We start from the raw sequence: 21819 nt of genomic DNA, 5'->3' as shown, positions 1-21819 counted from the left end.
GAGTTGAAGCCGGATGGTGAGCGGCAGCCATCCGGGGCATCCATTCGTTATTCGATGGCCGACCCGAGGGCGACCTTGCTTTGCTGCTGCGAAACCTCCACCGTCGCCGTCAGGCCAGCGATCAGCTTCGTGCCGTCAGGCACCTTGTCGAGAGCGATGCGCACGGGTACGCGCTGTGCCAAGCGGACCCAACTAAAGGTCGGGGTAATATTGGCGAGCAAGCTGCCCGAGGTGCGTTCGCGATCCTCGATTCCATAGGCGATGCTGTCGACATGGCCTGTCAGCTTCTCGACCTGCCCCATCAGATGAATGGAAACTTCGTCGCCGACATGGATGCGCGGCAGCTTGGTTTCTTCGAAATAGCCTTCGACGCGCAGGGAATCGGTGTCGATCAACGCTACCTTGGCGGTGCCGGCAGAGACATAGTCACCTGGGCGCAGGGTGAGGTTCGAGATCGTACCATTGACAGTAGCGCGGACCTCGGAACGGTCGAGGTTTAACTGAGCGAGTTCGCGATTTGCGGTTGCCTGCCGGAGAGAGGCTTCGGCCTGCTGCTCGGTGGTCTGCGCCTGCTCCTTCTGCTGCAGGGAAGCGGCATCGCCGAGGCGTTCCTGGCGCTGGCTTTCGCGGCGGGCCTGATCGAGAGCCGCTTTGCTGCTGGCGAGCGCAGCATCCGCCTGCTCGAGAGCGATAGCGAAACGATCGCGATCGACACGGAAAAGGACATCGCCCTTCTTGACGGTCTGGTTGTCCTTGACGAGCACATCGCTCACCAAGCCGGAAACATCGGGCGCAATACCGACGACATCAGCCCTCAGGCGCGCATCGCGCGTCCAGGGTTCGTCCATGTAATGGCCCCAGAGCTGGCGGCCGACATAGACGGCGGCAACGACGAAGATGAGAGTGACGGCCACACGGCCGATGAGTTTGAACGCGTTCATGTAAAATACCAACGAGAGACAGAGGAGACGGCGCCGAGCAGCAAGACGTAAAGCGCGAGATCGAAAAGACCGCGATGCCAGACCAGAGTGTAGGCTCCGATCCATGCGAGCAGGCGTCGAAGAATGATGACGGCAAACAGCGTCACGAGCATGAGAACGAGAAGGCGTGGGATGTAGACGCCATAGAGATCGAATTCTGCGGGCATGATATTACTCGGCGGCAATGGGAAGAGGTTGAGTTGTATCCGATAGGGGCGGCCGCCAGCTCGCCGGCGGCTCGGCATGGGGGAAAAGCGCCCTGCGAAGGCCGACGAGCGCATCGAGGCTCGCCCGGCCGGAATGCCGCTTTTCCTGCGCGACCGCTTCGAGACTATGGTCGATCGACACGCGCAATTCGTTGGAGGGATCCACCGCACGCTTGGCCTTTAGCCTCGAGCGATAGAAATCCGAAACGCCGATCAGGACTTCACTGACGGATGCGGCGGCAGCAGCGCTCAGTTGCCCACGCTCCTTCTGCAGCATCAGCACGTTGAAGCCGAGGCGGACATCGGCGTAACCGTCGACCTTCTTCAATTCGCGATCTTCGATGCCTGCAAGGCGCGGCACAAGTTGCCCGAGGCGATCCAGAATGCGGCCGGAAAGTCGCTCGTGATCCGCGCGGCGGATGCCAGCCGCGGTTTCGGCGAGATCGGTCCAGCCGGCTCTAACCAACCGCCAGGCGGCAAGTTCTGCGCCGAAGGGACGGGTGAGCAAGGTCCAGACCAGGGCAAAGCCGACACCCGCCAGAGCCGCGATCGCGCTGTTGGCGAAGCTGGCGAAATCGGCCGTATAGCGGTCCTGCAGCGCTATGAAGGTCGCGCCATTCACCGCCAGCAGCATGGCGAGCATGTTGGTTTGCGGGCGCGGGATCAACAGGCCCATCACCAGGAAAGGCGGCGCGAAGACCAGTACCAACATTTCGAAACCGGAGATCGACGGCAAGATGCCGAAGATATAGACGCAGGCGATGAGCAGGCTCATGGCGCACCAGATGAACATCGAGGTGATGAAGGGTGCAGGCCGATCAAGCGAGGCGAAAAACGAACAGGCGACGGCCGCCATGGTGACGAAGCCGGCGCCGTCTTGCCATCCGGAATAGATCCAGAAGAAGCAGGCGACGGCGATACCGACGACGACTGCACCGGCCGAGAAAGCAAGCAAGGCATAGTCATAGTGCCGGCTGCGCCCAACGACATTGCGGTGACGAAAGGCGGGCCGCCATGTGCCCACCTGCCGGCCGGACACGATCTGGTCGCGCAGCGTCAGGCAATCCTGCCAGAGATCGACGATTTCTTTGAGGCGATCGAGCGCACTCGACCGGACGAGATCGTCCCAACTGAGATTCAGATCATCCTGTTGCAAGTCGCCAATCTTTTTGAGCAAGCTATCGGCGGTATCGTCGGCCTTGCCGCGACCGCCCTGCCCTAGCCAATCGGCCACTTCATTGAGCACCGTGACCAGTTCCTGCGGCAGCGGCTTTCCACCGGCTTTCAGCGCATGCAGGCGATCGGCAAGAGACGAGAAGAGCGGCAACAGCATCAACAGACGGCCGCGCAGCTCGCGCGAATGCCTGACGATATCGCGGCTGCCTGCATCATAGCGCAACTGGCTGATGACGAGATCAAGGCCGGAGACGTCAGCGGCGAGCTTCTGCCGCTTCAGGGGCGTTGCGGGAGAAGCCCCTTCGCCGCGCAGAATCTCGTCCGCCCAGATGCCGGCATCATCCAACCAGGAGCTGATGCGCTGGCCAAGTGCCGGACCGACACTGCTCGGAAAGACGATAGCGCTGACAACGCTCGCGCAGACGATGCCAATGATGATCTCCTCGGAGCGGGCAAGCGCCACATCGAAGACGGTTTCGGGCGCGCCGACGGTCGGCAGCGCGATCAGCGGCAGCGAATAGCCGGCCAGCATGAAGACATAGCTGCGCGAGGTGCGATCGAGCATGGAGATGAACAGCAAGGTGCCGGTCCAGAGCGCGACGACGACGGACAGCAATTCCGGCGCATTGACGAAGAGCGGGACAAGGATCACCGACGCGGTGGCGCCGAGGAGCGTACCCAAGGCACGATAGAGCCCCTTGGAGCTGGTTGCCCCGGCAAGGGGATTGGCGACGACATAAACGGCGGCCATCGCCCAATAGGGGCGCGGCAAATCCAGCGACAGCGCTATGAACAGCGCCATGATTGCCGCAATGAAGGCTTTGACCGAAAACAGCCAGTCACGCCAGGAGGGAATGCTCATAAGACCTTCTCCCGTTCCTGCTCGGCGTCAGCCGCCTTCGGCGGCTCGAATTCCTCAAAAGCCTTCAGGACGCGAATGGCAGCTTCGATATCGGCCGGGTCCACATTGGCCAGAATGTTGCCGCGCAGCTCGTCGAGCGCATCTTCCATACGGGAAGCCAGCTTTTCGCCCTCCGGCGTCAGCCACAGACTTTTAGCACGCCGATCTGTCGGATCATCCTTGCGGATGACGAGATCCATGCTTTCGAGCTGATCGAGCAACCGGACGAGAGACGGGCCTTCGATGCCGACATAGGTGGCGAGAGCCACCTGCCGCACGCCTCCCCCCAGACGGCCGATCCAAAGCAGCGGCGCGGCCGCGGCCTCCGATATGCCATAGGAGCTCAGCGCAAGATCGACGACCCGGCGCCATTGGCGGCCGGTCGTCAGCAGATTGGCGGTGAATATGCGTTGCAGAGCGTTTAGCGATTTCATGAAATTCCATTAGCACTAAACTAATTAGAATTCAAATTATTATGATCCGAAGTGGTATTTGAAATGCGAAATGCAGCCATGCGAATAGCGAGGAGAGACTGTATTCCCGCTAGGTAGCGGGGCCGCCTCGTCGCTCGAATCACTTCCTATCGATCGACGCCGCCAAGATAAGTGCAGATCATCTTGATTAGTTCCTGCTTCAACTCCGGCGAATCCAATGTGCCCTTTCTGGCTCCATTATGGATCACGCCTTCGACGACGCCGGATAGAAGCTGTGCAAGGACATCGTTGGAAGGCCCGGCATCGGCACTTCGATGTGCTGCAACAAAAGCCCTGTAATGATTTTGATAATCTGCCAGGAAGGCATCATGGGCCGACCTCGACCCCTCAAGCCCCGGCACCTCATCCAGCAACACCCTATGAAGGTCGGGATTGACGCTATGCGCAGCGATCATCCCCTGGACAAGAGCTTCGACACTCTGCCGCAGCGGCAAATCGCTGGCGACCGCCTGGCGCAGGAAGGCCAGGACCTCGTCGAAATGGCGGCGCCTTATGGCTTCGACCAAAGAGAGCTTGTCCGGAAAATACTGATAGAGCGAACCGATGCTGATGCCGGCGACGGCCGCGACGGTATTCGTCGTGAACCCGACCCATCCGCGATCACCCAAAATGCGAGCACCCGACTCGATAATCGCATCGACCGTTGCCCGCGAACGCGCCTGGCTCGGCTCTTTGCGCATCGGTAAACGCGACTTTTGAATGCGAGTAGACACGCGCTCCCCACTCCATAAAATGTGAACATTCTACTCGCATTTTTCCGCCGACGAAAAGGGCAACGTCATTATGAGCGAATCGTCATTACTGCAGACTCTTTTCCGCTATCAGGCCTGGGCGAATGAGGAACTGCTCGATAGCATCGGCCACCTCGACCCTGCCGAGCATGGCAACGAACGCCATGTCTCTATGCGCTTGATGAATCATTCGCTGGTAGTCGCGCGGATAGCCGCAGCCGCCGAATAAGACGCTAGGATTCAAACCGAAGCTGGCCTCGACAGCGCGTAATCAAGCACCAGTGCCGCCGCGATACCGGCGGCATAGGCCAGGATATTCCAGAGCGAAAAGACTCGTCCCAGCAACAGGGCTCCGGCGGTGGTCAGCCGAAATGCATCCAGCGTCGGCGTGTGCCAAAGCCTGAAAAGCTCGACAAGGACAGCAACGATCAGCGCCGCTGCGGCGATCCTGAAACGCCCTGTCGCAACGAAAAGGGTAGCCAAAAGCCAGTAGACCATCGCTCCCCACAATAATGAGCCACCATATTTGACTGCGACGAAAGGCAGATGCATCGCATAACCATAGCGCCGGAGCGCGAGGCCGCTGGCTAATGTCAGCAACAAGGCTGAGCACAGCAGGATCCTTTTCCCTCTATATGGTGTCAAAGCTTTCAATGCGGCTCCATCCCGCGAAAACGGACATGAGTTTCAGGGCACGTTTGCCGCGGCAGCCGGGAAAAGCAATGCCCTTCGCCGATTTTCAACGGAAGAGATAGATCGCGCCAATACAAGGTTAAGCTGTAATTTTGCCATGCTCCTCGTGTCAGCAATCAGTCCGGCGATTCACCGGCGCCGCGGGGGAGCATTTGATGGCCAAAGTCGTTTCATGGGAAAATCGCACGCCGGACGGCGATAGCTGCCTTGATCCAAATCCGCGCCCTTCCGACCTGACAGGCCTTCATCGTTTTGCAATCGAATTCCTTTTCTTCGGGCTGAAAGAGGCCCGCGCCTGTCTCTTCGCGGGATTGTTCTTTCTGGCGGTCTTCACAGTTCCCCGCGCCGGGCTTCTTCATATTCCGCGCTACGATGTGTTGCTGATCATTGCGCTGGCCATCCAGATTTGGATGGTTTGGGCAAAGCTTGAAAGCTTTGATGAGCTAAAAGCCGTTTGTCTCTTTCATGTCGTTGGCTTTGCACTCGAAGTCTTCAAAACCTCCGGCAACATACAATCCTGGGCCTATCCGGATCATGCCTACACGAAGCTGCTTGGTGTTCCGTTGTTCTCGGGCTTCATGTACGCCGCGGTTGGCAGCTACATCATTCAGGCTTGGCGGCTTTTCGATCTTCGCATCAAACATCACCCGCCCTATTGGATGGCCGGTGCATCAGCCTTGGTGATCTACGCCAATTTCTTCACGCATCACTATATTGGTGACTATCGCTGGTATATTGCCGCTTGCCTCATGGGCCTTTATGCGCGCTCGACGGTGATATTCCGCCCTTATGATCGTGACCGGCGGATGCCGCTCTTACTGTCATTCGTCCTGATCGGCTTCTTCATTTGGCTGGCGGAAAATATCAGCACCTTTCTCGGCATATGGAAATATCCAAATCAGCTCGGTGCTTGGTCGATGGTACACATCGGCAAGTGGAGTTCATGGTGCCTTCTCGTCATCATGACCTTCACCATTGTCGCCAATCTGAAGCACATCAAACAGCACGTCCATATTCCGGAGTAAGGGCGCGCATCAAAGCTGGCATTTCAAAGTCGTAAACGACAAAAGGCCGGATGATCGCTCATCCGGCCTTTTAATCTTGTATGCGAAGCTGGCCTTAAGCGGCGGCAGCTTCTTCTTCAGCAGCAACGCGAGCCTTGTCGGCTGCGCCCTTGGCATTGATATCGCGATCAACGAATTCGACAACTGCGAGGGCGGCATTGTCGCCTTGGCGGAAGCCTGCCTTCATGATGCGCAGGTAGCCGCCGTTGCGGGTGGCGTAACGCGTTGCAATCGCATCGAAGAGCTTCGAGACGACAGCGGCGTCGCGGATCTGCGAGATGGCCTGACGACGAGCGTGCAGGTCGCCGCGCTTGCCGAGGGTAACCAGCTTCTCGACGATCGGACGAATTTCCTTCGCCTTCGGGAGCGTGGTGACGATCTGCTCATGGGTGATGAGCGAAGCCGCCATGTTGGCGAACATCGCCTTACGGTGGCTAGCGGTTCTATTCAGCTTGCGGCCGGCTTTACCGTGGCGCATGGCTATTCTCCTTCACTTGCAGGCATCGCTCGCCTGCAGTTTGTTGGTTAGTATTGGTCTTCGTAACGCTTAGCGAGATCTTCGATGTTCTCGGGCGGCCATGCCGGCACTTCCATGCCGAGGTGCAGGCCCATGGAAGCGAGAACTTCCTTGATTTCGTTCAGCGACTTGCGACCAAAATTCGGCGTGCGGAGCATTTCTGCTTCGGTCTTCTGAATGAGGTCGCCGATATAGACGATGTTGTCGTTCTTCAGGCAGTTTGCCGAGCGAACAGACAGTTCCAGTTCGTCCACCTTCTTGAGGAGCGCCGGGTTGAAAGCAAGTTCGGTGACTGCTTCTTCTTCGGCTTCCTTCTGCGGCTCGTCGAAGTTGACGAAGACGCCAAGCTGATCCTGGAGGATACGAGCCGCGAAAGCGACGGCATCTTCGCCGGTGATCGAGCCATCGGTTTCGATCGACATGCTCAGCTTGTCGTAGTCGAGAACCTGTCCTTCGCGGGTGTTTTCAACCTTGTAGGACACCTTCTTGACCGGCGAATAAAGGCTGTCGACCGGGATGAGGCCGATCGGAGCATCTTCCGCACGATTGCGCTCGGCCGGGACGTAGCCCTTGCCGTTGTTGACGGTGAATTCCATGCGGATTTCGGCGCCCTCGTCGAGCGTGCAGATGACATGCTCGGGATTGAGGATTTCGATGTCGCCGACCGTCTGGATGTCGCCAGCCGTTACTACGCCTGGGCCCTGCTTGCGGACGACCATGCGCTTGCTGTCATCGCCATCCATCTTGATGGCGATTTCCTTGATGTTCAGCACGATGTCCGTCACGTCTTCCCGAACACCCGGGATAGAGGAGAACTCATGCAGCACGCCGTCGATCTGCACGGCCGTCACAGCGGCGCCGCGCAGAGAGGACAGCAGAACGCGGCGCAGCGCGTTGCCGAGGGTGAGACCGAAGCCACGCTCCAGCGGTTCTGCCACGAGCGTAGCCTTGGTGCGGCCGCTCGAGGAAAACTCGACCTTGTTTGGCTTGATCAGTTCCTGCCAGTTTTTCTGAATCATGTTCTTGCCTTCCGTTCGTTGCCACCATCCAATCGTGACAACCGAGCTTGAGAAGCACCAAGCCGGACGCATATGCGCCGGCCGGTGTCGTGAGTGGCGATGATCAGACGCGGCGCTTCTTGCGCGGGCGGCAACCATTGTGCGGGATCGGGGTCACGTCGCGAATGGACGTGATCATGAAACCGGCAGCCTGGAGCGCGCGCAGAGCGGATTCACGGCCGGAGCCCGGGCCGCAAACTTCGACTTCCAGCGACTTCATGCCATGTTCCTGGGCCTTCTTGGCGCAGTCTTCAGCAGCGATCTGAGCAGCGAACGGGGTCGACTTGCGCGAACCCTTGAAGCCCTTGGCACCAGCGGACGACCAGGCAATCGCGTTGCCCTGTGCATCGGTGATGGTGATCATCGTGTTGTTGAAGGTCGAATTGACGTGCGCAACGCCCGACGTGATATTCTTGCGCTCGCGACGGCGAACGCGGACGGCTTCCTTGGCCATGGTAGTCCTTTCTTGGATCTCTTCACCGCCGTAATGCCAGCGGCTACACCGGAACGGCACCTACATGGTCCCGCTCCAAACTCAAAAGAGGCCGGCGCAGACCGCCAGCCTCCCAAATCCGGTTTCCCGGAAATTACTTCTTCTTACCAGCAATAGCCTTTGCCGGACCCTTGCGGGTGCGGGCATTGGTATGGGTGCGCTGGCCGCGAACCGGGAGGCCGCGACGATGACGCAGGCCGCGGTAGCTGCCAAGGTCCATCAGACGCTTGATGTTCATCGCGGTTTCGCGACGAAGGTCGCCTTCGACCTGATAGTCGCGGTCGATGGTTTCGCGGATCTGCAGAACTTCAGCATCCGTCAACTGGTTGACGCGACGCTCGGCCGGGATACCGACCTTCTCGCAGATTTCCTGTGCAAACTTAGGTCCGATCCCGTGAATGTAGCGAAGCGCAATTACAACGCGCTTTGCAGTCGGGATGTTGACGCCAGCGATACGAGCCACGCCTGTTCTCCTTGCATTCCCTCTGCCTGAGCAAAAGGTTTTGTTATGCAGCCCTGGAGCTGCTTGTTCAAACTTGGGTCCGTAACACGTCAAAACGACCGTACCCGGACCTCCCTACGGAAATCCGCGCCGATCGCATGGCATGTCGCGAGTTGGCGCGGTGTTTAGCGGAATCAGCGCAAAAAAGCAACCGCCCCGGCAAGTTTATTTTAGGCCATCCAAAGCTTGGACAGGATGGCATCGATATCGGTGGTCACATGCTCGATATCGGCCATTCCGTCGACCGACTGAAGCTTGCCCTTGGCGTAGTAGTAACCGATGAGCGGCGAGGTTTCCTTGTAGTAGACCTGCAGGCGCTCGACCACCGTTTCCCTGTTGTCGTCGGCACGGCGCTTGAAGTGCGTGGAACCGCAACGGTCACATACGCCTTCCACCTTCGGCTTCAGGTTTTCGTCGTGATAGCCGGCGCCGCAGTTGGCGCAGGTATAACGGCCCGAAATACGATCGGCGAGCACGGCGTCATCAACCTTGATCTCGATCACGACGGACAAGTTGAGGCCTTTCGCCTTCAACATTTCCTCGGTCGCGTCGGCCTGAATGAGCGTGCGCGGATAACCGTCAAGAATGAAGCCCTTGGCGCAATCCGGTTGATCGATGCGCTCGGACACGATGGCATTGACGATTTCGTCTGAAACAAGCTTGCCGGCATCCATGACGGCCTTGGCGCGCTTGCCCACTTCAGTCCCGGCCGCCACCGCAGCCCTCAGCATATCGCCCGTGGAAAGCTGCGGAATGCCGTACTTTTCCACGATACGCTGGGCCTGGGTCCCCTTACCTGCGCCCGGCGGCCCCAAAAGTATTAATCTCATCGCCCCCTCTTTCCTCCACGCAGCTTCGATTTCTTGATCAGGCCTTCATATTGCTGTGCAATCAGGTGACCCTGAATCTGCGCCACCGTATCCAGCGTTACGCTAACCACGATCAGAAGCGAAGTGCCACCCAGAGACAGCGGAATACCGGTCTGGGACACGAGAATTTCGGGCAGAATGCAGACGAAGACAAGATAGATCGCGCCAATCACCGTGATTCGGGTCAGCACATAATCGATATATTCGGCAGTGCGCTCACCCGGGCGGATGCCCGGAATGAAGCCGCCATGCTTCTTCAGATTGTCGGCCGTATCTTTCGGATTGAAGACCAGCGCCGTGTAGAAGAAAGCGAAGAAGGCGATCAAGGCACCGTAGAGCACCATGTAGATCGGCTGACCATGGCCAAGGGCCGCGACGATGGAGGTAACCCAGGTCGGCAGGGCCGTGTTGTTGCCGAGACCGGCGACGGTCGCAGGCAGCAGCAGCAGCGAAGATGCGAAGATCGCCGGAATAACGCCTGATGTGTTGAGCTTCAGCGGCAGGTGCGAGGTATCGCCCTGGAACATGCGGGTGCCAACCTGGCGCTTCGGATACTGGATCAAGAGGCGGCGCTGGGCGCGCTCAACGAAGACGATAAGCCCGATGACCAGGACAGCAACGACAAGCACAGCCAGAATGAGGCCGGTCGACAGAGCGCCCGTGCGGCCGAGTTCCAGCGTACCGGCAAGCGCGGTCGGCAGACCGGCTGCGATGCCTGCGAAGATGATCAGCGAAATACCGTTGCCGATGCCGCGCGAGGTAACCTGTTCACCAAGCCACATCAGGAACATCGTGCCGCCGAGCAGCGTGACGACCGTCGAAAGGCGGAAAAACCAGCCTGGGTCGAGAACCACGCCATTACCGTGCTCAAGGCCGATCGCAATGCCATAGGCCTGCAAGGCGCCGAGCAACACCGTGCCGTAACGGGTGTACTGGTTGATGATCTTGCGCCCCTGCTCGCCTTCCTTCTTCAGGTTTTCGAGCGCCGGCACGACCGAGGTCATGAGCTGCACGATGATCGAAGCGGAAATATAGGGCATGATGCCGAGCGCGAAAATCGCCATGCGCTGCACGGCGCCGCCGGAAAACATATTGAAAAGGCCGAGGATGCCGCCGGACTGATTCTGAAAGGCCTGGGCATAGGCCGCCGGATTGAGGCCCGGAAGCGGGATGTGGGTACCCAGACGGTAGACGAGGAGAGCGCCGAGCGTGAACCACAGTCGCTTCTTGAGATCCTCGGCTTTGGCAAAGGTCGAAAAATTGAGATTGGATGCCAATTGTTCCGCTGCAGAAGCCATGCAAATCTCCGCATTACCAATTCCGGCATAATCGGCCGGGTCCGGAATCAGTCTTTAATTGTTCAAAAGCCGGGTTTTGGACGGATTGCACTGCAATCGGATGCCTCACCCTTGATTCCCGTTATTCCCTGAAAAGACACTGCTGCATCGCTCAGGTTCGTGAGGCTCACATATGGGAGCAAAATCGCCCGGTGTGAAGCACCCCGGGCGATTTATTGATAAGATTATTCTGCGACAGAAGCGAGCAGCTTGATGGAACCGCCAGCCTTTTCGATCTTTTCGACCGCCGGCTTGGAGGCGCCTGCAACTTCCAGCGAAAGCTTCGCCTTCAGTTCGCCGTCCGAGAGAACACGAACGCCGTCCTTGACGCGGCGAATCACGCCCGCAGCCTTCAGGGCTGCTGCGTCGACGGTTGCCTTGGCATCGAGCTTGCCGGCATCGACGGCAGCCTGGATGCGAGCCAGCGACACAACGACGTAGTCGGCAGCGAAGATGTTGGTGAAGCCGCGCTTCGGCAGGCGACGGTAGATGGGCATCTGACCGCCTTCGAAGCCGTTGATGGCAACGCCCGAACGGGACTTCTGACCCTTCACACCACGGCCGCCGGTCTTGCCGGAGCCGGAGCCGATGCCGCGGCCGAGGCGCTTGCGGCTATGGGTCGAGCCTTCGTTATCCTTGATCTCATTCAGTTTCATAGCGAATACCTCCGGCTCACTTCTCGTCGACAACGCGAACGAGATGCTGGACAGCACGGATCATGCCACGAACAGCCGGAGTGTCTTCCAGCGTGCGGCGACGGTGCATCTTGTTCAGTCCGAGACCGATCAGCGTCTTCTGCTGAACATCCGGACGGCGGATCGGGCTGCCAATCTGCTCGACCGTAACGGTCGCCTTGGCTTCAGCCTTCTTGGTCGTCTTGGCCATAGGTCAAACTCCCTTATTCTTCGGAGGCGTTGCCCGAGGACGCGCGGCGAGCCTGCAGAGTGGCATACTTGATGCCGCGCTGAGCTGCGATGTCCTTCGGGTGAACCTGGTGCTTCAGGGCGTCGAACGTGGCGCGAACCATGTTGTACGGGTTCGACGAACCGGTCGACTTGGCAACGACGTCGTGAACGCCGAGCGTTTCGAAAACGGCGCGCATCGGGCCGCCGGCGATGATACCGGTACCGACCTTGGCCGAGCGCAGCAGAACCTTGCCGGCGCCATGGCGGCCATGAACGTCGTGATGCAGCGTACGGCCGTCACGCAGCGGTACGAAGATCATGTCGCGCTTGGCGCTTTCGGTTGCCTTGCGGATCGCTTCCGGCACTTCGCGTGCCTTGCCATGACCAAAGCCTACGCGGCCCTTCTGGTCACCGACGACGACGAGAGCGGCGAAACCGAAACGGCGGCCACCCTTTACAACCTTGGCGACGCGGTTGATCGCGACCAGCTTGTCGACGAATTCGCTATCGCGCTCTTCACGGCTCTGGCGGTCTTCCCGCGGAGCCCTCTTTTCCTGTGCCATTGTCCTCTTCCTTTTTCTTTTCCGGGTGCAATCGGCAAACAAAACGAAGACCGCATCGACCTCCCGAAGGAGATCAGCGGTCCGGTGATATCCGGCCGGCGCTCGAAAGCTGCCGGCCGGAAACTTGATCAGAAGGTCAGGCCGCCTTCGCGGGCTGCATCGGCCAGGGCCTTAATGCGGCCGTGGTAGATGAAGGCGCCGCGGTCGAACACGACTTCCTTAACGCCGGCCTTGGAGGCACGCTCGGCGACGAGCTTACCTACAAGAGCAGCGGCTGCGGTGTCGGCACCGGTCTTCAGAGAACCGCGAAGATCCTTGTCGAGGGTGGAGGCAGACGCAAGCGTCTTACCAGCCACATCATCGATGATCTGGGCGTAGATGTTCTTCGACGAGCGATGAACCGACAGGCGCGGACGGCCATTGGCCACCGACTTGAGTTGACGGCGCACGCGGTTGGCACGACGTGCAAGTGCTTCTTTCCTGCTAGCCATTTCGCGTGATCCTTACTTCTTCTTGCCTTCTTTGCGGACGATCCGCTCGTCGGCATACTTGACGCCCTTGCCCTTGTAGGGCTCAGGACCGCGATATTCGCGGATTTCAGCGGCAACCTGGCCGACCTGTTGCTTGTTGATGCCGGAGACGACGATTTCCGTCGGCTTCGGCACAGCAATCGTGATGCCGACCGGCGGCTCATAAACCACGTCGTGGCTGAAGCCGAGCGCGAGCTGCAGGTTCTTGCCCTGCATGGAGGCACGGTAGCCGACGCCGTTGATTTCGAGCTTGCGCTCGTAGCCGTCCTTAACACCCTTCAGGATGTTCTCGATCATCGTGCGGGACATGCCCCACTTTGCGCGAGCATCCTTGGAGTCGTTGAGCGGCGTCACGACAATTGCATTATCTTCCAGCTTGAGACCGATTTCGTCGTTAGCGACGAAAACCAGTTCGCCCTTGGGGCCCTTAGCAGTCACCTTCTGGCCATCAACCGAGGCCGTGATTCCTGCAGGCACCTGAACGGGCTTCTTACCGATACGAGACATTTTTTCAAACCTGTCTGTTTCGAGGGAGATCTCTGTTCGATCTTAGAAGACCGAGCAGAGAACCTCGCCACCAACATTCTGTTCGCGAGCCTGGTGATCGGCCATCACACCCTTCGGAGTCGAAAGGATGGTGATGCCGAGGCCGTTCGCGACCTGCGGAATGGACTTGACCGAGACATAAACTCGGCGGCCCGGCTTGGACACACGGCCGATCTCACGGATCACCGAAGAGCCTTCATAGTACTTGAGCTCGATGTTGAGCTCAGACTTGCCGTTGCCGAAATCGACGACGGAGTAGCCACGGATGTAGCCTTCAGCCTGCAGAACATCGAGAACACGCGCACGAAGCTTGGACGCAGGCGTCGAAACCGACGACTTGCGGCGGGAAGCGCCGTTGCGGATGCGGGTGAGCATATCACCCAAAGGATCAGTCATAGTCATCTAATCTGCTCCTTACCAGCTCGACTTGACAATACCCGGCACCTTGCCGAGATTGCCGAGTTCACGCAGCGCGATACGCGACATGCGCAGTTTGCGGTAATAGGCGCGCGGGCGACCAGATACTTCGCAACGGTTGCGAATGCGGGTCTTCGATCCATCGCGCGGGAGCGATGCCAGCTTCAGAGTGGCCTTGAACCGGTCTTCGATCGGAAGAGACTGGTTCATGATGATTGCCTTCAGGGCAGCCCGCTTCGCGGACTGGTTGGCAACCGTATTGCGGCGGCGCTTGTTCTTTTCGACTGCGCTTGTCTTCGCCATATCAGGGTTCCTTTTCTACGCTCGTCGTTACGGTTATTGACGGAACGGGAAGTTGAACTCTTTCAGAAGAGCCCGTGCTTCGTCGTCGGTCGTCGCCGTCGTGCAAACGATGATGTCCATGCCCCACATCTGATCAACCTTGTCGTAGTTGATCTCAGGGAACACAATGTGCTCCTTGATGCCCATGGCGAAGTTGCCACGACCGTCAAAGCTTTTCGGGTTCAGGCCGCGGAAGTCGCGAACGCGCGGGAGCGCGATGTTGACCAGACGATCCAGGAACTCATACATGCGGGCGCCGCGCAGCGTCACCTTGGCGCCGATCGGCATGTTTTCGCGGACCTTGAAGCCAGCGATGGAGTTGCGCGCGCGGGTGATAACCGGCTTCTGGCCGGCGATCGCTGCGAGGTCGGCAGCAGCAACGGTCGGCTTCTTCGAATCAGCCGTTGCTTCGCCAACGCCCATGTTGATCACGATCTTGTCCAGCTTCGGGATCTGCATTTCGTTGGCGTAGGAGAACTTCTCCTGCATCGCTGCGCGAATGCGGGCGACATATTCCTTCTTGAGCCGCGGCTCGTACTTTGCCTCAGCCATCGATCACTTCTCCCGAGGTCTTGGCCACACGGACCTTCTTGCCATCTACAACCTTGAAACCGACGCGGGTCGGCTTGCCGTCCTTGTCGACGATCGCAATGTTGGACAGGTGAAGCGGGGCTTCCTTGCTGATGATGCCGGCTTCCTGGGTCTGCGTCTGGCGCTGATGGCGCTTGATGACGTTGACGCCACGGACGACCGCGCGGTCTTCCTTCGGCAGCACTTGAATGACTTCGCCGGTACGGCCCTTGTCCTTGCCGGCCAATACGACAACCTTGTCGCCTTTACGGATCTTTTGCATCGCTCCGCTCCTTACAGTACTTCTGGAGCCAGCGAGATGATCTTCATGTGGTTCTTGGCGCGAAGTTCGCGCGGAACCGGTCCGAAGATACGGGTGCCGATCGGCTCTTTCTTGTTGTCGATGAGGACTGCTGCGTTGGTATCGAAGCGGATGACGCTGCCATCCGGACGACGGATGTCCTTGGCGGTGCGAACGACAACCGCCTTCATCACGTCACCCTTCTTCACGCGGCCGCGCGGAATGGCTTCCTTGATCGAAACGACGATGACGTCGCCGATCGAGGCATACTTGCGCTTCGAGCCGCCCAGCACCTTGATGCACATGACACGACGTGCGCCGGAATTATCCGCCACGTCGAGGTTTGTTTGCATCTGAATCATGTCAGGTCGCCTTCTTGTTGTTACCGGAATGGTTGGGCTAAACAGCCCCCTACCCCGGCTTATGGACTAGTGTCTTGTCTGATTTCTCCGGCACTCAGGACCACCTGGGTCACCTTCGCCGGCCATCAATAAAGCAAAAGAACGCCCGTTCTCGAGCGTCCTGCTTCCAAGCTCGTGCTTCATACAGATATTTCGCCCAAGCGCAAGGGCCTGAGCGAAATTCTGTTACTTGGCCTGGGCGGAAACGACCGTCCAGGTCTTGTCCTTGGAGATCGGCGCGCATTCCTCGATGGAAACGACGTCGCCGACCTTGTACTGATTGTTTTCGTCGTGAGCCTTGTACTTCTTGGAACGACGAACGGTCTTCTGGAGCAGCGGGTGAGCGAAACGACGCTCCACGCGGACAACTACCGTCTTCTCGTTCTTGTCGCTGACCACGACGCCCTGCAGAATGCGCTTCGGCATGTTATTCTTCCTTTAGGCCTTTGCTTCTGCCGCCTTCTGGCGGGCAATGGTTTTCACGCGGGCGATGTCCTTACGGACTTCGTTGATGCGCGAGGACTTCTCAAGCTGGCCGGTCGCCTTCTGAAAGCGCAGGTTGAACTGCTCCTTCTTCAGCTTGGCAAGCTCGTCCTTGAGTTGGTCGGCGCTCAGGGCGCGAACATCTGCGGCTTTCATGAGCTTCTTCCTTACTCTGCAATGCGCTGCACGAAGCGCGTCTTGACCGAGAGCTTGGCGGCGCCGAGGCGCAGAGCCTCACGAGCGATTTCCTCGCTCACACCATCGATCTCGAACATCATACGGCCGGGCTTGACCTTGCATGCCCAGTATTCGACAGAGCCTTTACCTTTACCCATGCGGACTTCGGTCGGCTTTGCGGTTACCGGAACATCCGGGAACACGCGGATCCATACACGGCCGGCACGCTTCATATAGCGCGTGATCGCGCGGCGAGCCGCTTCGATCTCACGAGCGTTGACGCGGTTGGGCTCCTGCGACTTCAGACCGAATTCGCCGAATGCGAGGTCAGAACCACCCTTGGCAACGCCCTTGATGCGGCCCTTAAATTGCTTGCGGTACTTCGTACGCTTTGGCTGCAACATTTTCTTATTCTCCGAACTTATCTGCCACGAACGCTATCAAGCGTTTTCGCGGCGGCGGTCTCTATCGCGATCGCGGCTAGCCGGACCCTGGGCGTCGCCTTCCAGCGCGCGGCGTTCGGAGGCCATCGGATCGTGCTCGAGGATTTCGCCCTTGAAGATCCAGACCTTGATGCCGCAGATGCCGAAAGCGGTTTCTGCTTCAGCCGTACCGTAGTCGATGTCGGCGCGCAGCGTATGCAGCGGCACGCGACCTTCACGGTACCATTCCGTACGAGCGATTTCTGCACCGCCGAGACGGCCGGCGCAGGTGATCTTGATGCCTTCGGCGCCAAGACGCATCGCGGACTGAACGGCGCGCTTCATGGCGCGACGGAAAGCTACACGGCGCTCGAGCTGCTGAGCGATCGACTGGGCAACCAGCGTCGCGTCGATTTCCGGCTTGCGAACTTCAACAATGTTGAGGTGCGTTTCGGAATTCGTCATATCCGACAGCTTCTTGCGAAGCTTGTCGATATCAGCGCCCTTCTTGCCGATGATCAGGCCCGGACGAGCCGAGTGGATCGTGACGCGGCACTTCTTGTGCGGGCGCTCGATGACCACCTTGGAGATACCGGCTTGCTTCAGTTCGTTCATGACGAACTTGCGCATCTTCAGGTCTTCGTGGAGGAGCTGGCCATACTCGGCATTGTCCGCAAACCAGCGGCTATCCCAAGTACGGTTGATGCCAAGACGAAAACCGATTGGATTGATTTTCTGACCCATTATGCGGCCTCCCCTTGAGCTTCCACTTCACGAACGACGATCGTCAGGTGCGCAAACGGGCGCTCGATACGAGACGCGCGGCCACGGCCACGAGCGTGGAAACGCTTCATGACGATCGACTTGCCGACGTAGGCTTCCGCCACGACCAGCGAGTCAACGTCGAGATCATGGTTGTTCTCAGCGTTGGCGATCGCAGATTCGAGCGTCTTCTTCACGGCGCCAGCAATACGCTTACGCGAGAATTCCAGCTCTGCGAGCGCGCGGTCAACCTTCTTGCCGCGGATCGAAGCCGCGACCAGGTTGAGCTTCTGCGGGCTGACACGGAGCGTGCGCGCAACTGCCTGCGCCTCATTGTCCTTCAGCCGGCGTTCGGTTTTTGCCTTGCCCATTGTTACTTCCTCTTCGCCTTCTTGTCCGCACCGTGACCATAATAGGTACGGGTCGGGGCGAACTCGCCGAACTTGTGACCGACCATGTCTTCGTTGACGCTGACCGGAATGTGCTTGCTGCCGTTGTAAACACCAAAGGTGAGACCAACGAACTGCGGCATGATCGTGGAGCGACGGCTCCACATCTTGATTACTTCGCTACGTCCGCCTTCGCGCACCTTCTCAGCCTTCTTGAGAAGATAGCCGTCAACAAACGGACCTTTCCATACTGAACGAGCCACTTGAGACTTCCTCTCTTACTTCTTGCGCTGATGGCGCGAGCGCATGATCATCTTGTCGGTCGACTTGTTCGACCGCGTACGCTTGCCCTTGGTCGGCTTACCCCATGGGGTCACCGGATGGCGACCACCGGAGGTGCGGCCTTCACCACCGCCGTGCGGATGGTCAACCGGGTTCATGACAACGCCGCGGTTATGCGGCTTCTTGCCACGCCAACGCGAACGACCGGCCTTACCGTCGTTGATGTTGGCATGATCCGGGTTCGAAACCGCACCGATCGTTGCAAGGCAATTGCCATGTACGAGGCGCTGTTCGCCCGAATTCAGGCGAAGGATCGCCATGCCCTGGTCACGACCAACGAGCTGAGCGTAGGAGCCAGCAGAACGAGCGATCTGACCGCCCTTGCCTGGCTTCATTTCCACGTTATGGATGATGGAGCCGACCGGGATGAACTGAAGCGGCATGGTGTTGCCCGGCTTCACGTCCACTGCCTTTTCCGAAGCGACGACCTTGTCGCCAGCAGCGAGGCGCTGCGGAGCGAGGATGTAGGCCAGTTCGCCGTCCGTGTATTTCACCAAAGCGATGTAAGCGGTACGGTTCGGGTCGTATTCGATGCGCTCGACCGATGCTTCAACGTCGAACTTGCGACGCTTGAAGTCGACCAGACGATAGCTGCGCTTGTGACCGCCACCCTGGAAACGCACGGTGATGCGGCCGGTGTTGTTGCGGCCACCCTTGGAGGTCAGGCCTTCCGTCAGCGTCTTGACCGGCTTGCCCTTGTAGAGCGAGGAGCGATCGACGATGACCAGCTGACGCTGGCTCGGGGTCGTCGGATTGAATGTTTTCAATGCCATTTTCTTATTCCTCAGAGACCGGTGGAGACGTCGATCGACTGGCCTTCGGCGAGCGTCACAACAGCCTTCTTCACGTCCTTCTGCTTGCCGACGAGACCCTTGAACCGCTTGGTCTTGCCGAGGCGCAGCAGAGTGTTAACGGCCGTCACCTTGACGCCGAAGAGCGCTTCGACGGCAGCCTTGATTTCAGGCTTCGTCGCGGTCTTGGCAACGTTGAAAACAACCTGGTTATTGTCCGAAAGCAGCGTGGACTTTTCGGTGATCGCAGGAGACACGATCACATCATAATGGCGAAGATCCGTCACTTGAATCGCTCCTCTAGAGCTTCAACTGCAGCCTTGGACAGCACGAGCTTGCCGCGGCGCAGGATGTCGTAAACGTTGATGCCCTGGATCGGCAGAACATCGATGTTCGGGATGTTCTGAGCCGCGAGCTTGAAGTTGCTGTCGAGCTCAGCGCCACCGATGAAGAGTGCATTGGTCAGGCCGAGCGTCTCGAAAGTGCTGGCCAGAGCCTTGGTCTTTGCATCGGCTGCAACCAGGCTGTCGATGACGATGACGTCTTCGGACTTCAGCTTGGCGGACAGAGCATGACGCAGGCCGAGGGCGCGAACCTTCTTCGGCAGATCGTGCTCATGGCTGCGAGCGACCGGGCCGTGAGCCTTACCACCGCCGCGGAACTGCGGAGCGCGAGCTGAATGGTGACGAGCGCGGCCCGTACCCTTCTGCTTGTACATCTTGGCACCGGTGCGCGCTACGTCTGCGCGGCCCTTTGCCTGATGCGTGCCCTGCTGCTTCTTGGCGAGCTGCCAGCGAATGACGCGTGCTAGGATGTCCTCACGCGGCTCGAGGCCGAAAATCGCATCAGAAAGGGAAACCTTCCCAGCGTCTTTTCCCTCGAGGGTCTTGACGTTCAATTCCATTGGTTTGGCTCCCCTTACTTCGCAGCCGACTTGACGGCATCGCGTACGATGATCCAGGCACCCTTGGAGCCGGGAACCGCACCCTTGACGAGGATCAGACCGCGATCTTCATCGGTCGATACCACTTCGAGGTTCTGCGTCGTGACGCGGGTCTGGCCCATGTGACCAGCCATCTTCTTGTTCTTGAACACCTTGCCCGGATCCTGGCGCGAGCCGGTCGAACCGTGCGAGCGGTGCGAAACCGACACACCATGCGTGGCGCGCAGACCGCCGAAGCCGTGGCGCTTGATGGCGCCGGCAAAGCCCTTACCGATCGTCGTGCCGGTCACGTCGACGAGCTGGCCCGCCGTGAAGTGAGCGGCCTTGAGCTCGGTACCAACTTCGAGCAGGTTGTCGTCCGTAACACGGAATTCAACGAGCTTGGCCTTCGGCTCAACGCTGGCAACGGCGAAATGACCGCGCAGGGCCTTCGTCGTGTTCTTAACTTTTGCCTGGCCAGCACCGAGCTGAACTGCGGTGTAGCCATTCTTTTCTACTGTGCGCTGGGCCACGACCTGGCAGCCATCCAAACGCAATACCGTTACCGGGACGTGCTCGCCGGCGTCGTTATAGACGCGGGTCATTCCCACCTTCTGTGCAATCACACCTGAACGCATCGGTTCAATCCTTCTCACTCAGCTCGAGGACCAGAGGTCTCAGAGCTTGATCTCAACATCGACACCGGCGGCGAGATCGAGCTTCATCAGCGCGTCTACCGTCTGCGGGGTCGGGTCAACGATGTCGAGAAGGCGCTTATGCGTGCGCATCTCGAACTGCTCGCGGCTCTTCTTGTCGATGTGCGGGGACCGGTTCACCGTGAACTTCTCGATACGAGTCGGAAGCGGAACGGGGCCCCGGACGCTAGCACCGGTGCGCTTCGCCGTCGACACGATCTCGCGCGTGGAAGCATCGAGAATCCGGTGATCGAACGCCTTCAGGCGAATGCGGATATTTTGGCCGTTCATTCGACGTTATCCTTGTGTTTTGTTATCTCGCGTGCCGCTCAAAAAGGGCACGGACTTTTCTTTTTCCTAAGGCGGACCACCGGTTTCAAAGATCGAGAGGGACGCCGGCGACGGCATCCCCATCCACTTTTTTAGACCTTTCGGCCCACCTTATCGTTAATCTCATTGGCCGCTTCGTTATCCGAAGCAGGGCGCAAATCGCGCTCGCGCGCCATTTGCAACATTTCCATGTCATAAGCAAGCGGCTACTGCCGCTTGCATCATATTATTGTCATCGAATCGGCCACTCGGATGGAGTGGCCGACTTCGAATTACTCGACGATGGAGGCGACGATGCCGGCGCCGACGGTACGGCCGCCTTCGCGGATAGCGAAGCGCAGCTTTTCTTCCATCGCGATCGGAACGATCAGCTCAACGGCAACCGTGACGTTGTCGCCAGGCATAACCATTTCCGTGCCTTCCGGAAGCGTCACGATGCCCGTCACGTCCGTCGTGCGGAAGTAGAACTGCGGACGGTAGTTCGTGAAGAACGGCGTATGACGGCCACCCTCTTCCTTCGTCAGGATGTAGGCTTCGGCCATGAACTTCTTGTGCGGCTTCACAGAACCCGGCTTGCACAGGATCTGGCCACGCTCGACGCCGTCACGGTTAACACCGCGGACCAGCGCGCCGATGTTGTCGCCGGCCTGGCCCTGGTCGAGCAGCTTGCGGAACATTTCAACGCCGGTAACCGTCGTCTTCGACGTCGGACGAATGCCGACGATTTCGACTTCTTCACCAACCTTGACGATACCACGCTCGACGCGGCCCGTCACAACCGTACCACGGCCGGAGATCGAGAACACGTCTTCGATCGGCATCAGGAACGGCTGGTCGATCGGACGCTCTGGCGTCGGGATGTAGGCGTCAACCTGGGCCATCAGCTCGCGGATCGCGTTTTCGCCGATTT

General features: G+C 58.9%; 36 protein-coding genes. 2 read left to right on the top strand and 34 right to left on the bottom strand.

The features are described from left to right. Positions 1-47: 47 nt before the first annotated feature. The 5 genes from PH547_RS00180 to PH547_RS00160 all read right to left on the bottom strand — a co-directional run bounded on the left by PH547_RS00180 (position 48) and on the right by PH547_RS00160 (position 4470). Positions 48-941 (bottom strand): efflux RND transporter periplasmic adaptor subunit, encoded by an 894-nt coding sequence (locus PH547_RS00180; protein WP_260303842.1) that lies wholly within the window; start codon positions 939-941, stop codon positions 48-50. Next, entirely contained in the window at positions 938-1147 is a 210-nt protein-coding gene (locus PH547_RS00175) for a DUF1656 domain-containing protein (RefSeq protein ID WP_092844950.1), read from the bottom strand. The genes PH547_RS00180 and PH547_RS00175 overlap by 4 nt, the downstream gene beginning before the upstream one ends. 4 nt (positions 1148-1151) lie before the next feature. Further along, positions 1152-3224 (bottom strand): FUSC family protein, encoded by a 2073-nt coding sequence (locus PH547_RS00170; protein WP_104822799.1) that lies wholly within the window; start codon positions 3222-3224, stop codon positions 1152-1154. Continuing rightward, positions 3221-3697, bottom strand: a complete 477-nt coding sequence (locus PH547_RS00165) for a MarR family winged helix-turn-helix transcriptional regulator (RefSeq protein ID WP_104822798.1) — start codon at positions 3695-3697, stop codon at positions 3221-3223. The genes PH547_RS00170 and PH547_RS00165 overlap by 4 nt, the downstream gene beginning before the upstream one ends. Before the next feature lie 146 nt (positions 3698-3843). Next, entirely contained in the window at positions 3844-4470 is a 627-nt protein-coding gene (locus PH547_RS00160) for a TetR/AcrR family transcriptional regulator (RefSeq protein ID WP_245463946.1), read from the bottom strand. A gap of 70 nt (positions 4471-4540) precedes the next feature. Between PH547_RS00160 and PH547_RS00155 the strand changes: the two genes are divergently transcribed. Next, positions 4541-4717 (top strand): hypothetical protein, encoded by a 177-nt coding sequence (locus PH547_RS00155; RefSeq protein WP_158704434.1) that lies wholly within the window; start codon positions 4541-4543, stop codon positions 4715-4717. 11 nt (positions 4718-4728) lie between these two features. Here PH547_RS00155 and PH547_RS00150 read toward each other — a convergent pair whose 3' ends face one another. Further along, positions 4729-5142: a ribosomal maturation YjgA family protein gene (locus PH547_RS00150; protein ID WP_245463945.1), complete on the bottom strand. Its 414-nt coding sequence runs from the start codon at positions 5140-5142 to the stop codon at positions 4729-4731. A 194-nt stretch (positions 5143-5336) separates the two neighbouring features. Between PH547_RS00150 and PH547_RS00145 the strand changes: the two genes are divergently transcribed. Continuing rightward, positions 5337-6206, top strand: a complete 870-nt coding sequence (locus PH547_RS00145) for a DUF817 domain-containing protein (protein ID WP_104822796.1) — start codon at positions 5337-5339, stop codon at positions 6204-6206. Positions 6207-6300: 94 nt separating this feature from the next. Here the strand turns inward: PH547_RS00145 and rplQ are convergent, their stop codons facing one another. The 28 genes from rplQ to PH547_RS00005 all read right to left on the bottom strand — a co-directional run. Further along, a complete protein-coding gene (gene rplQ / locus PH547_RS00140) occupies positions 6301-6723 on the bottom strand; it encodes a 50S ribosomal protein L17 (RefSeq protein WP_104822795.1) in 423 nt (140 codons plus the stop codon). A gap of 47 nt (positions 6724-6770) precedes the next feature. Next, a complete protein-coding gene (locus PH547_RS00135) occupies positions 6771-7781 on the bottom strand; it encodes a DNA-directed RNA polymerase subunit alpha (protein WP_028753958.1) in 1011 nt (336 codons plus the stop codon). A 103-nt stretch (positions 7782-7884) separates the two neighbouring features. Further along, the gene (gene rpsK / locus PH547_RS00130; protein WP_004118426.1) at positions 7885-8274 is read right to left on the bottom strand and encodes a 30S ribosomal protein S11; all 390 of its coding nucleotides are present in this window, start codon (positions 8272-8274) and stop codon (positions 7885-7887) included. Positions 8275-8407: 133 nt separating this feature from the next. Continuing rightward, positions 8408-8776, bottom strand: coding sequence for a 30S ribosomal protein S13 (gene rpsM, locus PH547_RS00125; protein WP_004118424.1), 369 nt, complete (start codon positions 8774-8776; stop codon positions 8408-8410). A gap of 209 nt (positions 8777-8985) precedes the next feature. After that, complete coding sequence (locus PH547_RS00120; RefSeq protein ID WP_104822794.1) at positions 8986-9645, bottom strand: adenylate kinase; 660 nt, start codon at positions 9643-9645, stop codon at positions 8986-8988. Further along, positions 9642-10982, bottom strand: a complete 1341-nt coding sequence (gene secY, locus PH547_RS00115) for a preprotein translocase subunit SecY (RefSeq protein ID WP_104822793.1) — start codon at positions 10980-10982, stop codon at positions 9642-9644. The genes PH547_RS00120 and secY overlap by 4 nt, the downstream gene beginning before the upstream one ends. 224 nt (positions 10983-11206) lie before the next feature. Further along, complete coding sequence (gene rplO / locus PH547_RS00110; RefSeq protein WP_104822792.1) at positions 11207-11677, bottom strand: 50S ribosomal protein L15; 471 nt, start codon at positions 11675-11677, stop codon at positions 11207-11209. A gap of 16 nt (positions 11678-11693) precedes the next feature. Then, positions 11694-11906, bottom strand: a complete 213-nt coding sequence (gene rpmD / locus PH547_RS00105) for a 50S ribosomal protein L30 (protein ID WP_007690786.1) — start codon at positions 11904-11906, stop codon at positions 11694-11696. Positions 11907-11919: 13 nt separating this feature from the next. Continuing rightward, complete coding sequence (rpsE, locus tag PH547_RS00100; protein WP_104822791.1) at positions 11920-12489, bottom strand: 30S ribosomal protein S5; 570 nt, start codon at positions 12487-12489, stop codon at positions 11920-11922. Between the two features lie 128 nt (positions 12490-12617). Continuing rightward, positions 12618-12980: a 50S ribosomal protein L18 gene (gene rplR / locus PH547_RS00095; protein WP_104822790.1), complete on the bottom strand. Its 363-nt coding sequence runs from the start codon at positions 12978-12980 to the stop codon at positions 12618-12620. A 12-nt stretch (positions 12981-12992) separates the two neighbouring features. Further along, a complete protein-coding gene (gene rplF / locus PH547_RS00090; RefSeq protein ID WP_104822789.1) occupies positions 12993-13526 on the bottom strand; it encodes a 50S ribosomal protein L6 in 534 nt (177 codons plus the stop codon). A gap of 42 nt (positions 13527-13568) precedes the next feature. After that, positions 13569-13967 carry a 30S ribosomal protein S8 gene (rpsH, locus tag PH547_RS00085; RefSeq protein ID WP_104822788.1) on the bottom strand — a complete coding sequence of 133 codons (399 nt, stop codon included), beginning with the start codon at positions 13965-13967 and terminating at the stop codon, positions 13569-13571. Between the two features lie 12 nt (positions 13968-13979). Then, a complete protein-coding gene (gene rpsN, locus PH547_RS00080; protein ID WP_028753966.1) occupies positions 13980-14285 on the bottom strand; it encodes a 30S ribosomal protein S14 in 306 nt (101 codons plus the stop codon). 33 nt (positions 14286-14318) lie between these two features. After that, positions 14319-14876: a 50S ribosomal protein L5 gene (gene rplE / locus PH547_RS00075; RefSeq protein WP_004118404.1), complete on the bottom strand. Its 558-nt coding sequence runs from the start codon at positions 14874-14876 to the stop codon at positions 14319-14321. After that, the gene (gene rplX, locus PH547_RS00070) at positions 14869-15177 is read right to left on the bottom strand and encodes a 50S ribosomal protein L24 (protein WP_104822787.1); all 309 of its coding nucleotides are present in this window, start codon (positions 15175-15177) and stop codon (positions 14869-14871) included. The genes rplE and rplX overlap by 8 nt, the downstream gene beginning before the upstream one ends. Before the next feature lie 11 nt (positions 15178-15188). Next, positions 15189-15557 (bottom strand): 50S ribosomal protein L14, encoded by a 369-nt coding sequence (rplN, locus tag PH547_RS00065; RefSeq protein WP_003573790.1) that lies wholly within the window; start codon positions 15555-15557, stop codon positions 15189-15191. 225 nt (positions 15558-15782) lie between these two features. After that, the gene (gene rpsQ, locus PH547_RS00060) at positions 15783-16022 is read right to left on the bottom strand and encodes a 30S ribosomal protein S17 (RefSeq protein WP_028753969.1); all 240 of its coding nucleotides are present in this window, start codon (positions 16020-16022) and stop codon (positions 15783-15785) included. Positions 16023-16034: 12 nt separating this feature from the next. Further along, positions 16035-16235, bottom strand: coding sequence for a 50S ribosomal protein L29 (gene rpmC / locus PH547_RS00055; protein WP_007690763.1), 201 nt, complete (start codon positions 16233-16235; stop codon positions 16035-16037). Positions 16236-16246: 11 nt separating this feature from the next. Further along, positions 16247-16660: a 50S ribosomal protein L16 gene (rplP, locus tag PH547_RS00050; protein ID WP_004118395.1), complete on the bottom strand. Its 414-nt coding sequence runs from the start codon at positions 16658-16660 to the stop codon at positions 16247-16249. A 36-nt stretch (positions 16661-16696) separates the two neighbouring features. Continuing rightward, complete coding sequence (gene rpsC, locus PH547_RS00045; RefSeq protein WP_104822786.1) at positions 16697-17422, bottom strand: 30S ribosomal protein S3; 726 nt, start codon at positions 17420-17422, stop codon at positions 16697-16699. Further along, positions 17422-17811, bottom strand: a complete 390-nt coding sequence (gene rplV, locus PH547_RS00040) for a 50S ribosomal protein L22 (RefSeq protein ID WP_004118391.1) — start codon at positions 17809-17811, stop codon at positions 17422-17424. The genes rpsC and rplV overlap by 1 nt, the downstream gene beginning before the upstream one ends. 2 nt (positions 17812-17813) lie before the next feature. Further along, positions 17814-18092 carry a 30S ribosomal protein S19 gene (gene rpsS / locus PH547_RS00035; protein ID WP_004118389.1) on the bottom strand — a complete coding sequence of 93 codons (279 nt, stop codon included), beginning with the start codon at positions 18090-18092 and terminating at the stop codon, positions 17814-17816. Between the two features lie 15 nt (positions 18093-18107). Further along, on the bottom strand, positions 18108-18944 hold the full coding sequence (gene rplB, locus PH547_RS00030; RefSeq protein ID WP_104822785.1) for a 50S ribosomal protein L2: 837 nt from the start codon (positions 18942-18944) through the stop codon (positions 18108-18110). Positions 18945-18955: 11 nt separating this feature from the next. After that, entirely contained in the window at positions 18956-19249 is a 294-nt protein-coding gene (locus PH547_RS00025) for a 50S ribosomal protein L23 (RefSeq protein ID WP_015339600.1), read from the bottom strand. Next, on the bottom strand, positions 19246-19866 hold the full coding sequence (rplD, locus tag PH547_RS00020) for a 50S ribosomal protein L4 (RefSeq protein ID WP_104822784.1): 621 nt from the start codon (positions 19864-19866) through the stop codon (positions 19246-19248). The genes PH547_RS00025 and rplD overlap by 4 nt, the downstream gene beginning before the upstream one ends. Positions 19867-19880: 14 nt before the next feature. Continuing rightward, positions 19881-20522 (bottom strand): 50S ribosomal protein L3, encoded by a 642-nt coding sequence (gene rplC, locus PH547_RS00015; protein WP_028753974.1) that lies wholly within the window; start codon positions 20520-20522, stop codon positions 19881-19883. A gap of 39 nt (positions 20523-20561) precedes the next feature. Beyond that, entirely contained in the window at positions 20562-20870 is a 309-nt protein-coding gene (gene rpsJ, locus PH547_RS00010) for a 30S ribosomal protein S10 (RefSeq protein ID WP_003547547.1), read from the bottom strand. 311 nt (positions 20871-21181) lie between these two features. Further along, positions 21182-21819, bottom strand: a 638-nt coding sequence (locus PH547_RS00005; RefSeq protein ID WP_285167069.1) for an EF-Tu C-terminal domain-related protein, incomplete at its 5' end; no start/stop codon positions are given.

The organism is Rhizobium cerradonense (assembly GCF_030182455.1).
GTDB lineage: Bacteria > Pseudomonadota > Alphaproteobacteria > Rhizobiales > Rhizobiaceae > Rhizobium.
The sequence above is the reverse complement of the archived record's forward strand: the minus strand, read 5'-3'. Positions and strand labels throughout refer to the sequence as shown.